Raw genomic sequence first — 13,200 nt, 5'->3', positions numbered from 1 at the left:
TGGCGGTTTTCTTTCTCTTGAAGATGAAAAACTTATCTCAACATACAACCGCAAGTCACTTTCTTTGTTATTTTTGTGGCACTACCTTTTAATGATTATTATGGGAATCTCAGAAAAACCGGAAAATGTTACCAAGCAGGAGCTGCTCGATCGACGATATCTGGCCATGGCCAGAATATGGGCACAAAACAGCTACTGCCGCCGCCGGCAGGTGGGGGCTCTGCTGGTACGCGACAAAATGATTATCAGCGACGGATATAACGGGACACCCTCAGGCTTCGAAAACGACTGTGAGGACCACAACAACAAGACAAAGCCTTACGTATTACATGCTGAAGCCAATGCCATCACCAAAGTGGCACGATCGGGCAATAGCTCCGATGGCGCCACTCTCTATGTGACCTCTTCGCCTTGTATCGAATGTGCCAAGCTCATCATCCAGGCCGGCATCAGAAGGGTGGTCTTTTCCGAAAAATATCGGGTAGAAGACGGCATCAACCTTTTGAAACGGGCCCATATCGAAGTGGTGCAGGTAGAGGAAGAAGGATGATCACCTCGACGCTGTTTTGGGTATAATATTTGATAAGAAAAAAGGTCATTGCCGTGTCGGGAGTATCGGTTGAAGCCCCTGACGCGCGGGTTGTCTCTGATATTTACAGACGGTAACCTTGTGCCATTGTTGACCAACAGAACCTTATCCCACCATCCTGACGGGTAGCAACAAATCATAATAGAAGAAATAAGATGACAGAACAGAAAAAAAACACTTCCAGACAAATTTATTATCCTATCATACTGGCCATCGTTCTGGTTTTGGGAATGTGGGTGGGCCGCATCACCATGCCTGCCGGCGCAGGCGATCCCGGACGGCGACTCTTGCTGTATCCGCAATCGGGTAAGATTCAGTCCATCATTGACCTGATCAAAGAGCAATATGTGGATAGTATTAATGTGGATAATCTTGAAGAAAAGGTTATTCCTGAAGTGCTCAAAAACCTTGACCCCCACTCTGTTTACATTCCTCCCAAAGATCTGCAAGCCGCCAACCAGGAACTGGAAGGTAAATTCGGAGGTATCGGCGTGGAGTTCAGCATGCAGAACGATACCGTCATGGTTATTAGCGTGGTGTCGGGTGGCCCCTCCGAAAAAGTGGGAATCCTGCCCGGCGATCGCATCATTACGGTTAACGACTCGGTAATTGCCGGCGTAAGCATGCCGACCAACGATGTCGTGGGGATGCTGAGAGGTGATATTGGAACCAAAGTAAATGTCGGAATAAAAAGAAAAAACAGAAATAAACTCATCAATTTTGAGATTACCAGAGGCAGTATTCCGTTATACAGCGTGGATGTCTCCTATATGATCGATGATTCCATCGGCTATGTGAAAATCAATCGTTTTGCACGGAACACTTATCAGGAACTGTTAGGGGCCCTGGCAAAACTGAAAGCTCACAGTTGCAGTCATGTTATCGTTGACCTGAGAGGAAACTCGGGGGGGTATCTGGACATTGCCATCAGCATGGTCAATGAATTTTTGGATAGGGGCAATATGATTGTTTACACCGAAGGAGTCCACAGCCCAAGACAGGAAGTGCATGCCAACGGCAGCGGTTCCTGTAAAGATATGGACGTGACGGTGTTGATCGATGAATTCAGTGCTTCGGCCAGCGAAATCTTTGCAGGCGCCATGCAGGATAACGACCGTGGGTTGGTCATCGGTCGCCGATCGTTTGGAAAAGGACTGGTACAGCAGCAGTTTCCCTTGCCCGATGGTGGGGCCCTCAGACTTACCGTGGCCAGATATTACACCCCCAGTGGGCGTTGCATCCAGAAGCCTTATACCAAAGGCATAGAAGATTACTATAAAGACATTTTCTATCGCTACGAACATGGCGAATTCTTCAACAGAGACAGCATCACCGTTAATGATTCACTGGTCTACAAAACTTTGGGCGGACGTATTGTTTACGGGGGTGGCGGTATCATGCCGGATGTTTTTGTGGGAAGAGATACCACCCATTTCACCGACTACTATTTCAACCTCCGGGAGTCGGGATCTATCTACAAATTTGCGCTCGATTATTCCGACCGCAACCGGAACGAACTATCCAGGTTTGAAACCGTTGATGAGTTGAAGGCTTATCTCGACAGCCAACCCATAGGCGATTTATTAGTGGCTTTTGCAAAGAAAGAAAAGGTGAAATTCAATGCGGCACAATATCAGATATCCAAAAAACTCATCGTCAATGAGACCAAGGCCTACATTGCCCGAAACATCCTGGACAATGAAGGTTTTTATCCCATCATCAGAGAGCAGGATGAGGTGTTGAATAAAGCTTTGGAAGTGATAAAAAGCGGGGTGAGAGATTCTATTTTACATACAGTAGAGGATCCGGCAGATGAGGCTGAAGTCAGCCCTGCCGCTGCCTTGTAGATGAGGAATTGGGGAAACGGAGCCGGATCGGTAGGTATTAAAGGCTCCTGATGTTAATTTAAATTGTGAGAGGAATGTTGTTTCGAGTTATTATATATACCATACTAATTTATTACCTGATCAAACTGATTGTTCGGTATCTGTTTCCTTTCTTTATTTCGCGACAGGTGCGAAATATGCAAAACAGACAGGAGAGGGCACAAAAAGATTTCGTTAATCAACGAAAAAAAGAAGAGGGTAAAGTAACCATCGAGTACACCCCCGGCAGCTCCAAAACATCTCAAAATAAAGGCCCCAAAGGTGAATATGTGGATTACGAGGAGATTGAATAAGTAGAAATATTTTTCGTTGAAGGAAAGATTTGAGTCCTACCCATCATTTTGGGTGGGACTTTTTGTATTAATTCACCAGAACTTTTTTCCTCATTCAGAATACCCTTGTCAAAAAGGCTCCTATGGCTAAAAGGGTTAACCCGAAAAATGCATTAGAAAATCTATTACGAATTAAAATCGCTGCCAATCAAGTCGCAAGCTAACTTGTTTCAATTCACCATAGCGGTGCTATGCCTCATTTCAACAAGTTCTTGATTGATTGCACTTTTAATTCTCACGACGAAATTCTAATGCATTATTCGGGTTTAAAGTAACGGGTATGCAAGGGTTTTAAGCCTTTATGCCTTCATTTTTATCACAACCTTGCTTCGTTATGCCCGGTTCATGCGCAAGGATTACGAAAAAGATGCTTATGGAACGGGAATTTGATGCGCATGAAATTATAAAATGATGCGCATCATTTGGACAAATGATGGGCATGAAACTGCCGGACGATGGGCACGAATTTTTTGTTCGAAAAGGACAAATTGGAGCGCTGCAACCAGATTCGAGTGGTGCAGTTGTGTTTGTGACGAAAAGAAAAAGGAGGAAAACAATTTTATTTTCCTCCTTTTGAGTTTTATTCGAGAATGGTTACCCAACCATACGGATCGGGCTCATCACCATACTGAATGGCTCTTAATTTATGATACAGCTTTGTGCTGATGGGTCCGGGTTTGCCGTCTTTGGAGAAACTGTAAGATTTGTTGTTGTCCAGGTCGTCGATTTTACCCACCGGACTAATTACCGCTGCGGTTCCGCATTGTCCCACTTCCTCAAAGGTGCCTATTTCTTCGAAAGGAATAGGACGCCGTTCGGTTTTCAGGCCCATATCCTGCGCCATCTGAATCAGACTTTTGTTGGTGATGGACGGCAATATGGAACGCGATTCAGGGGTGATATAGGTGTTGTTTTTGATGCCAAAGAAGTTGGCAGGTCCGCACTCATCAATGTATTTTTTCTCGCGACTGTCGAGATACAATACCGCTGAATAGCCTTTTTCTTTGGCCAGCATACCGGCTCTCAGACTGGCTGCATAGTTACCACCCACTTTGATGTTTCCGGTACCTTGGGGTGCTGCACGGTCATATTCCCGCATCACCGCAATGTTGGTGAGCTTAAATCCTTCTTTAAAATAGGGACCTACCGGAGTAACAAACACCAGAAACAGATATTCATCGGCCGGCTGAACCCCCACTTTGGGACCGCTACCAATCAACAGAGGACGGATATAAAGCGATGCTCCCGATTCATAGGGCGGGACAAAATGCGCGTTGAGCTTTACCACTTTCTTCACCGCTTTGACAAACAGCTCTTCCGGCACCTCGGCCATCATGATGCCGTCTGACGAGGATAACAAACGACGTGCATTATCTTCTATCCTGAAAATTCTGATCCTGCCGTCTTTTCCCCTAAAGGCTTTAAGGCCTTCAAACGCTTCCTGTCCGTAGTGCAGCGCCGTGGCCGCCATGTGAATGTTGATCTGAGAAGACGATGAGACTTCCAACTCGCCCCATTTTCCGTTGCGATAATAACACCGAACATTGTAGTCGGTATCCAGATAACTGAATGATAAATTTGACCAGTCTATATTCATGATAAATTACTTTACTATCCGTATTTAGAGAGCTTAAAGTTAAGGATTTTTCCGTAATGGTACATGAGGATTGTTAGGTTCGGGAAAATTTATTTTGGGAAAGATTGTATTATTAGTGATTCATAAAGGAGGATGGAAACTGTGTTGATTTGAGAGGAGAACCAATAATAAAGGTGAATCATTGATACGTGATGTCATCCCGGCAAAAAAACGCCTATCGCATCGAATTGGCCCTTTTGCACCAATAGGATTACCGATGGCTGCTTTTAAATTTATTCCCATCTGCCCGAAGTGTCACCCCCGGTTGGGGATGTCACTTTCGGGCAGGTGGGATATTAGTAAATCATTGAAAGCGCAAACAAGAATGGTTGAGAACCTTTGAATTGTGGCGCTGCATGAAACTAACGAAGGGTGAAAAGGTGATCAAGCCCGGTCATTGACCCAACTGTTCCGCCCTTCCATGATATGCATTCGAATCGTTTTTTTGATTGATTGACAAAATCTACTTTCCTTTTGGGTTGTTTACGCTAAAACTCCAATCTCCGGGCAGTAATTTGAATTTTATATACGCATCTGTTTCTTCATAGAACTGCACTCCCTTTTTAGCAAAAGCTTTTCGTTTTTTCAGGAATTTTTTTGAATTGACCCTAATATTCTCCAACGAGATGTTGTCTTTGCCTATGGATTTGGGAATGCCCATTATACAAACTGAATTGTTGGGGACGATGATATGCTGGGCAATCGGTTGCCCATTTTCGGCAACTTCGATACCGGCAGTAATTTTTCCCTGAGGCGAAGGGACGCTTCCGGATATAGAGGTTAAATCGCCCGGGTTGGGCATAAATTCAAATTCTAAATAGCCGGGTTTTATTGGTTTAATGCCTAAATAATAACCGCCCAAAAGGTAAACCGGTCCGGCCGACCAAGCATGATTGTTGCTGTTTTTGGCGGGGAATTCTTCCCATAAAGTAGAGGACCAGCTGGAAATCATTTCCGAAAAGCGGTTCCTGATTCTATGTAAGGTTTCGGTAGCATCCAGCTCAATCATGGCCAATTCGACGTACATTTCCTGATAGGGACTTGCATTGTATTTCGTTTTTAAAACCTCCAATACCTTCTCTTTTTTATCCGGACCAACCATATTGGCAATAACCGCCCAGGCATTGCTGCGGTCATCTATAACCTCTGACTGGATGCCATCTTTGTTGCCAAACACATAACCCTCCGGACGCCAAAAATAGCGGTCGAAATTGGCTTGTACCTTTTGTCTGAGGGCCTCATAATAGTTGATGTCTGAGGTTTTCCCAATGACCTCTGCTATATTTATCATACTCGACAAAAGATGAATATACATGGCGTTGCAAATGGTGTTTGCACTCCCATCCTGAACATCCCGATTGTTGCCCCAGTCAATCCAGTTCCACAGATTCCAACCTGCCGATTTTTCCAGGATTAACATGCCATCCTCATTGGCGGTGGAAGCACACTTTTGGACAAACTTTTTGGCATAGGGATACAATTCTTCAATTAGGGCTTTGTCGCCGGTATAGAGATAATATTTCCAGAATAAAGCCACTGCTGCAATGTTTTGATCAGGGAGATTAAAGGCTTTTCCCGGTGCTGTAGTATAAAGCGATCCATCCTCTTTTTGGGTGTACATGAGTTCGCGATAAGCCTTTTTGGCCATTTTGGTGCTTTCCTGATCATAGAGATAGAATGAATACAAAATCTGTTCTGAGACATCGCCCCACCACTGGCCACGCTCTCGGTCAGGACAATCGTAAAAATAATCCCGCATGCAGACCAGAGAGGTGTTTCTGCACTTCTCCCAAAGGGTGTTCAGATTTTCATCGTTGGAATGAAAAGAACCAATGAATTCCGTATTATATGAAGTCTGTCTGAACTTTAATTCGATAATTTCCACTTCGTCGGTGACATTGGTGAAATGGTATTCCACTTTGTGCTGACTGGAGTTTTGCCATGCCAGGCATTCAAAAGCCTGAAGACCTTCTCGGGTGATATAATCCTGATAATAAAAGTCATTCAAGGTCATTCTGATGTTAACACCTGCCGGTGCCTTCACTTTTAGGTAGGGTGTTCCTTGAATGTTAAGAGCCAGTTTGCCAACAATAACGGTATCCTTAGTTATATGGGTTGGAAAGGCCGCTTCATTTAAAAAGGGCTTAAGTCCATGGTCTTTAAAGAAAGGAATTGTTCTGTGCTTGAGTTGATTCCATGGCGCCACCGGAGGAACTCCTTTTTCGGAGGCGAACGACCACTCTGAATCATCAAAGCTTAACTGATGCCAGTCCGAATTCCCAATTCTTGCATCAAAGGTGACGGGATAAGCCAGCCATTTATTGTCGTTCCACTGTTTTAAGGGTTCTTCAGAATTGCCATAGGCGACATCACTGGGTTGTGAAAGGGTAAAAGTTTCATTCTCTCTCGCACACCGGATCCATGGCCCGGTGCTTCCGGCGGGTTTGTGGTAGCCGGCTTTTTCCACACCGGCCGTAGGGTCGCCACCAAAAGGATCATTGGAAAACAGGATGGAGCCAGTAACATTGTATTTATATCGAAAAGCGCCTCTAAGAAAGGCTGAATCGACCCGTATTTTCCATGTTTTATCGGAGACGACTCGTTGTGGCTTGGTGCCTGTTAACTGCATGTCGAAGAGAAACCCACCGTCTGCCAACATCCTTTGGGTGTAGCATTCCGGACCTCCTTTATGCCATACCAATGCGCAAATGATATTTTCTCCGGCATGAAGAAACGGCGCCAGATCTATTTCGTCATAATAAGTATTGTTTAAGTCGGGACGTACTTCCAATCCACCATCATTAACCACTAATGAATCATTGATAAACAACCAGTATTTATTCTCTGCAGCAATGCGAGCAATGGCGGTTGAGGGCTGTGAGTCCAGATGTATTTTTTTCCTGATATCCACCCAGGTATTATTCGGACCTTTTTGAGATGTCCAGATCCAATTTGCTTTCCAATCGGTAAATTGTGCATTGGCAATGAATGTCTGGAATAAAAAATGGGGAACCAATAGAAGTAGAAATTTACCCAACTTATTCGGGTACTTAGTTTTAAATGAGGTCATTTTCAAAGATTAAATAAATTGCGTTAATAATGGTTGCCTAAAATAGTAAGAAAATGAGAGAATCGCTTAATATTCCTTTTGGTTGTTCATACGCTGTTTAAAATATTGCTTTACATTTTGAAAGATTAAGTGGGAACTTTTTGGTAGGTAGTGTGGTTTTAGCTTATTTACCAGACTCCTTGAAGGAGCAGCGATAAGCGAAAAGCCTGTCGGTTTTTTCGTTGGTGTTTGGATTGGATTCGAACCAAAATGCTAAATTTGACAGAGATTTTTGCAAAGTGGACGGATCTAAGTAATGGGCTGAAGGAATTGGCAAGACACGATTATGCACGTTCCTGATGGGACAATCTTTTTTGTTAGGCTCGATTCATTGAAGCGAAAGAAAACTTAAAGCCAGTATTTAACTTGGCGTACCATAATAATGGACACTAAGGATCAAAACATATTAAAGGATAGAAAGCTCCTTGCTCTGGTGGCGGGGATGGTCTTTCTGGTGGTGCTTTCCTCCTGTACGGTGCGTAAGTTTATCAGTTACGAGCTGGATCTGCCTTTTATTAAACTGCTTAATCCCTCCAGGGCGACCATTCATACCGGGGCACATTGCAGCCTGGATGAAATGCGGGTTGGTTATCATTCGTTAGAACAACCGAGCGTTGATACCTCTTTGTTGACTTCTGTAACCGCCGAAGTTGAATATTCTTCACCCGACTATCCATCTGCCATTCCGCTGTTTTACCCGTCTCAGGGATGGCCGCTGTCCTTGAAAATACCGGTCTATATTCTTTTTAAAAAGATAAAAGATTGGATTTAATCCTTCTCTTCACGACCATTTAATGGGCCTGCAGCCAGCCTTTAATAGGTGGTAGATATCGGTGGTTTCCGGGCGTGGAAAGAGGATATCTGATGGAGGCGTTTCAGCAGGTGCTATTTCCCAATTTATCAAGAATAATTAAGTTGTGACTTCAAGTGTAATCTTTTTGTTTTAGAATGCTTTAAATAATTGAATCGAAGCTGTTTCCCTAAGACTTGTTGCCATAGGGAGGACGTTCAGTTTCGAAAAAAGCGTTGACACAATCAAACTATTATGAGTATGAATACCAATAAAAATCAACCATTGAACGAAAACGGAGGTTTGTATATCCTGGCCTTACGACTGGTGGTAGGGTGGACCTATTTCTCAGCCTTTTGGAGAAGATTGATTTTGGCGGACAAATTAAACCCTGAAGCGGCAGGGTATATCGGGGAGAAGTTTAACCATTTTTTGCCCAATGCATTGGGGATAAAGCCGATCATCGAATATCTGGTGACGCATCCCGACCTGTTGTGGTGGGCCATGGTCGTTTTTACAGTTATTGAAGGGGTGGTAGGGTTGCTTTTTATGTTTGGCATCCTGACGCGCTTGATGAGTATCGGTGTTTTGAGTCTGGCCACCGGCATTTTAATGGGATCGGGGTGGCTTGGCACCACCTGCCTGGACGAATGGCAGATTGGGGTATTGGGCATAGCTGCCGGCTTTACCATCTTTTTCACCGGAAGTGACAAATATTCCCTGGATTATTGGCTGCTGAAAAACAAGCCGGGAATTGGCAGCCAAAGGTGGTTTAAGTGGTTAGGGTCCGGCTCGCTGCCCTTAAACCATTCCTTGCTGAGCAAAATGGTTCTTACGGGATCTCTGGTAATTATATTCATTACGCTTTTTACCAATCAGTACTTTCATGGGGGAGTATGGGGTTCGTTGCATAATAAATCGGTGAAACCCCTGGTTGAAATTGCGAATGCAAAGATAGAGGCGAATACCCTTTCTTTTGAGGTTTTCCGCTCGCAAGGGGTGGATGTTTACGGATCCTTTCTGATCGGCATCAGGTTGGAAGATGAAAACGGAGAAGTGGTGTTGAAGCTGGATGGCGATGCATTAGCTTCGTTTCCGGAAGAGAGTATCACCAATCAATATGTCACCAAAGTGAAGCCGGGGAAACACAGTCTCATTATTCCTCTTGGAGCGAGAGCCATCCTGACCATTAAGGATTCCCGGCTGAAGGAGGTGCCGGAAGGCAAATACAGAGTGGTCTTGACCGATATTAGCGGGATTGAATGGAGTCGTGAAACAGAAATATAAGGTTGCCTGCGGTTCGTGGAAAAATATCCCGCGCAACGTTTTTTGTTTTTATGCGTCCGGGAGTTAGTTCAAACAATTATCTTACCGGGTCTTCTCTATGATGCCGGAAGCCCGGTAAGATTTATTTTGTAAGGGTCTCTTTACTTCTTGTTTTTTTCGTTGCGCTGCTCCAATAAAAAAGCAATTAATAACCCCAAGCCGCCAAAGAGGAGAACGGTAGCACCATAAACAATGCTTTTCGTTTCTCTTGCCTGCCATGAATCATTGAATAGAATATCATTGCCCCAGGAGCCCAGAATATAAAATCCGGTCAACAATCCTAAGCCAACACCCAAAAGCAGACAGGCAATTTTCAGCGTGTTATAAGAATGGTTGTGCGGGACGGTAGACAGGTAATTTTTCTGCCATAACTCGGCATTGAAGTTACCATCCATTTTATCAATGATCTTTAAACGTTCTTTCCGTCGTACAAACAGTTCGAACAATTTGTAAATGCCCAGGGTGATCATTCCCACAATCAAAGGAATCATAATAAAATCCATAATAGCATAAGATTAAAAGTGAATAAATCGATTCTTTGCCCGTTTTGACGCCGGTAACATCGATTGGTTACAACCGGAATGGGATGAAAAAGCTTTTATGTGGTTTCTGTAACCAAAAGCCATTGGATGCGTCAAAAAAAGCAAGATGGAAGAAACGAATGAGACAATCGTGATAAAACGGGTTCTGGAAGGAGATGTGCAGGCATTTTCATCCATCGTCAGGTATTATCAGAAGCCGGTTTTTTCATTAATTGTCCAGATTGTCTCATCCAAAGAAGAAGCGGAGGAGTTGACTCAGGATGTATTCCTGAAAGTTTATAAAAAGCTGAACACCTTCAGAGGACAATCAAAACTGTCAACATGGATTTATCGCATAGCCTGGAATTCGGCCATCTCGCATGCTCGCAAAAGAAAAATTGTCGTTTCGGTGGATGATGACCGACTGTTTGCATCTATTCCGGATGAATCGGTTGATGAGCTGCTGAATAAGGAGCAGAATGAACATCTGATTGCACAGCTCGAAAAAGCAATAGGGGAATTAAATCCCGAAGAAAGATTATTTTTGTCGTTGTATTATTTCGAGGACAAACCGGTTGCCGATGTGGCGGAAATAACCGGCTACACCACCGATAATGTCAAAGTAAAGTTATACCGCATCCGCAAAAAAGTGGTAGCCTTAATCAATAAATATGGAGATGAAGAAGGATAAAGCAATAGAACAGGCCCTGAAAAATCAGGTTGAGACTTTACCGGCAGGGTTTGAGGCAAGGGTGATGGAAAAGGTATTTATTGAAGCCAGGAGGAAGGAACGACGTAGTTATGTTCTTAATCTGCTGCTGATAAGTATTATCTCTTTGGGGATGTTGGCAGGCATCTTTTTCTTATTAAAAGAGCTCTACTCATTTAATGTTGGTGAACTCATATCTTTTAATTTCTTTTCTCTGAAAAACAAAGATTTCTTCTTGTTCTACTTTTACATAGCTTTTCTCATTTTGGGATTATTAGGTGTGGATCATTTTTTACGTCAGTGGGTTAAAAAAACCAAAGGTAGTTATTGATGTTGTCTCATCTTTGTTGGAAAAAGACAGAGGGCACCCATTCAAGAGAGCGCAATCCCGTTTTATATTGTTGAAAAGAATTTCTAAGGACAAGGGAATTCATTTCCCATTGCCGGGGGAATTCGTTTCCCATTACCGGGGGAATCTGTTTCCCATAAGAGGGGGAAACCTAGTCTCATGGTAATGGGAGATAGAATGCACCAATTATTTTGATTGCTTTATGTGCGGTGAAATGAGTTTGGCGTGGGAAAAGCAATGGCCGCTTCCACTTCTATTTGAAGAAGAGCAGGAGGGCCGAGGCTGCAATAACCACGGTGACAAAAATTCTGAATTCTCGTTCGGGGATGAAGCGTACCAGATATTTACCGGTAACGGAACCGATCCATACGGCGGGCAACATCACAAAATTCAGCTGAAAGGTTTCCATTGAAATGGATTTCCACACAAAGAAATGAAGTGGAATTTTAAGCAGGTTCATGCTCAAATAGAATACTGCTCCGGTAGCAATAAAACTATTTTTTGGCAGGCGCATCGACAGGAGATAGAGGTTAAAGATAGGGCCGGCGGCATTGCCGATCATGGTGGCAAAACCACCCGTAACACCCAAGATGCGGGCAAACCAGTTTTTGCGGGTAAACCCATCCGGGCCACCTGAGTAGTCACGGTAAAAGATTAAAGCCAGACATGCCAGAACAGAAATGCCAATGACATTGCGGAACTGATTGTCGGTGATCATTTCGCCCACTATCAACGCCAGAATAATGCCTGCCAATGCATAGGGGTAAAGTTTTTTAATATGTTCCCACCTCAAATTTTTGTAATAGTAGCGGATGGCAAACAAGTCGCCAAAAACCAGAAAGGTTACCAGTAGCCCTGCTGATGCCATGCCCCCGTAAAAATGGGCCAGTAAAGGGATGGTGACCATGGCAATGCCTTTCAGCCCACTTTTGGACAACCCCACCAGCAATGCGCTGACTAAAGTGGCCAACCAGGTCGTCCAGTCGGTATGTAAAGGGTTTATTATTGATTCTATCATGTTGCAAAGAAACAAAAAAAGAGGCAGAATAAACGGAGCCTGAAATGAGCATACTCAGTAGGGAGGATCACCAAAGAGTAGGTAGCAAACTTTATATCATGCGAAGTTCCGTCCGATCAATCCCTTTAATTAACTCCATACGAATGGAAACAGGATTGACGGGCAATAACTAAATATTCAAGAGAAAACCTCCGAATGAGCAGAAGCATTTTGCAGATTTTTTTCTGTTAGATCTCTGATCACTTTAGAGGCCGCCATAAGCCCAAACAGTGCCGGCATGTAAGAGATGGTTCCTACTGTTGTTTTTTTGTTTCGTTCCGCTTGAGTGAATACCACGGCCGACTTTGGAACGGGCTCGGGGCTGAACACTACGTCAAACCCTTTTTTGATATTAAACTTGGTGAGCCGTTTACGAACCATACGTGCCAGCTTACATTGGTATGACCGGCTGATGTCGGCAATTTGAACCTTATCTGGATTGATTTTACCTCCGGCACCCATAGAGGAGATTAAACGGTGATTTTGGCGCATGGCCGCAACAATAAGTGACACTTTGGGATGGAGCGAGTCTATGGCATCCACCACATAATCGAAGGATTGATTCATCAGCACATTAAAATCATCCCCCGTATGAAAGTGAGGAAGCAGATGAAGGATGATGTCGGGATTGATGTCTCGCAGGCGGGCCGCCATCACCTCAGTTTTGGCGATGCCTTGAGTGGAGACCAGAGCCGGCAGTTGTCGGTTGCGATTGGAAGGCATCACCACGTCTCCGTCGATCAGGGTGAGTTGTCCGATGCCGGAGCGGGCCAGCATTTCTGCACACCAGGATCCCACGCCTCCCAGGCCGGCTACTAGTACGTGAGATTGTTCCAGTTTTTTAAGATTGTCTTTTCCAATTATCAGTTCGGTACGTTCCAACCACTCCATAAAAA

General features: G+C 44.0%; 12 protein-coding genes. 7 read left to right on the top strand and 5 right to left on the bottom strand.

Annotation, left to right across the window (positions count from 1 at the left end):
* Positions 1-100: 100 nt before the first annotated feature.
* The 3 genes from ACT29H_RS03385 (at position 101) to ACT29H_RS03375 (ending at position 2,768) form a co-directional block, all read left to right on the top strand.
* Complete coding sequence (locus ACT29H_RS03385) at positions 101-550, top strand: deoxycytidylate deaminase (protein ID WP_444820188.1); 450 nt, start codon at positions 101-103, stop codon at positions 548-550.
* A 194-nt stretch (positions 551-744) separates the two neighbouring features.
* Positions 745-2,436: a S41 family peptidase gene (locus tag ACT29H_RS03380; protein WP_444820187.1), complete on the top strand. Its 1,692-nt coding sequence runs from the start codon at positions 745-747 to the stop codon at positions 2,434-2,436.
* A gap of 74 nt (positions 2,437-2,510) precedes the next feature.
* Positions 2,511-2,768, top strand: coding sequence for a DUF4834 family protein (locus ACT29H_RS03375; protein ID WP_444820186.1), 258 nt, complete (start codon positions 2,511-2,513; stop codon positions 2,766-2,768).
* 619 nt (positions 2,769-3,387) lie between these two features.
* Here ACT29H_RS03375 and ACT29H_RS03370 read toward each other — a convergent pair.
* Together ACT29H_RS03370 and ACT29H_RS03365 are read right to left on the bottom strand one after the other, a co-directional pair.
* Complete coding sequence (locus ACT29H_RS03370) at positions 3,388-4,404, bottom strand: branched-chain amino acid aminotransferase (RefSeq protein ID WP_444820185.1); 1,017 nt, start codon at positions 4,402-4,404, stop codon at positions 3,388-3,390.
* A 502-nt stretch (positions 4,405-4,906) separates the two neighbouring features.
* Positions 4,907-7,513, bottom strand: a complete 2,607-nt coding sequence (locus tag ACT29H_RS03365; protein ID WP_444820184.1) for an alpha-L-rhamnosidase-related protein — start codon at positions 7,511-7,513, stop codon at positions 4,907-4,909.
* A 421-nt stretch (positions 7,514-7,934) separates the two neighbouring features.
* On the opposite strand from ACT29H_RS03365, the gene ACT29H_RS03360 reads away from it, so the two are divergent.
* Together ACT29H_RS03360 and ACT29H_RS03355 are read left to right on the top strand one after the other, a co-directional pair.
* Positions 7,935-8,324: a hypothetical protein gene (locus ACT29H_RS03360; RefSeq protein WP_444820183.1), complete on the top strand. Its 390-nt coding sequence runs from the start codon at positions 7,935-7,937 to the stop codon at positions 8,322-8,324.
* A 279-nt stretch (positions 8,325-8,603) separates the two neighbouring features.
* On the top strand, positions 8,604-9,629 hold the full coding sequence (locus ACT29H_RS03355) for a TQO small subunit DoxD (RefSeq protein ID WP_444820182.1): 1,026 nt from the start codon (positions 8,604-8,606) through the stop codon (positions 9,627-9,629).
* A gap of 140 nt (positions 9,630-9,769) precedes the next feature.
* Here ACT29H_RS03355 and ACT29H_RS03350 read toward each other — a convergent pair whose 3' ends face one another.
* On the bottom strand, positions 9,770-10,171 hold the full coding sequence (locus ACT29H_RS03350; protein ID WP_444820181.1) for a DUF6249 domain-containing protein: 402 nt from the start codon (positions 10,169-10,171) through the stop codon (positions 9,770-9,772).
* A gap of 145 nt (positions 10,172-10,316) precedes the next feature.
* Between ACT29H_RS03350 and ACT29H_RS03345 the strand changes: the two genes are divergently transcribed.
* Together ACT29H_RS03345 and ACT29H_RS03340 are read left to right on the top strand one after the other, a co-directional pair.
* Positions 10,317-10,880, top strand: coding sequence for an RNA polymerase sigma factor (locus tag ACT29H_RS03345; RefSeq protein ID WP_444820180.1), 564 nt, complete (start codon positions 10,317-10,319; stop codon positions 10,878-10,880).
* Positions 10,867-11,229 (top strand): hypothetical protein, encoded by a 363-nt coding sequence (locus tag ACT29H_RS03340; RefSeq protein ID WP_444820179.1) that lies wholly within the window; start codon positions 10,867-10,869, stop codon positions 11,227-11,229. Before ACT29H_RS03345 ends, ACT29H_RS03340 begins: the two co-directional genes overlap by 14 nt.
* A gap of 271 nt (positions 11,230-11,500) precedes the next feature.
* Here the strand turns inward: ACT29H_RS03340 and ACT29H_RS03335 are convergent, their stop codons facing one another.
* Together ACT29H_RS03335 and ACT29H_RS03330 are read right to left on the bottom strand one after the other, a co-directional pair.
* Entirely contained in the window at positions 11,501-12,265 is a 765-nt protein-coding gene (locus ACT29H_RS03335; RefSeq protein ID WP_444820178.1) for a sulfite exporter TauE/SafE family protein, read from the bottom strand.
* A gap of 177 nt (positions 12,266-12,442) precedes the next feature.
* On the bottom strand, positions 12,443-13,195 hold the full coding sequence (locus tag ACT29H_RS03330; protein ID WP_444820177.1) for a tRNA threonylcarbamoyladenosine dehydratase: 753 nt from the start codon (positions 13,193-13,195) through the stop codon (positions 12,443-12,445).
* Positions 13,196-13,200 lie beyond the last annotated feature (5 nt).

This window comes from Thermophagus sp. OGC60D27, assembly GCF_052400625.1.
Classification (GTDB): domain Bacteria; phylum Bacteroidota; class Bacteroidia; order Bacteroidales; family Marinilabiliaceae; genus Thermophagus.
The sequence above is the reverse complement of the archived record's forward strand: the minus strand, read 5'-3'. Positions and strand labels throughout refer to the sequence as shown.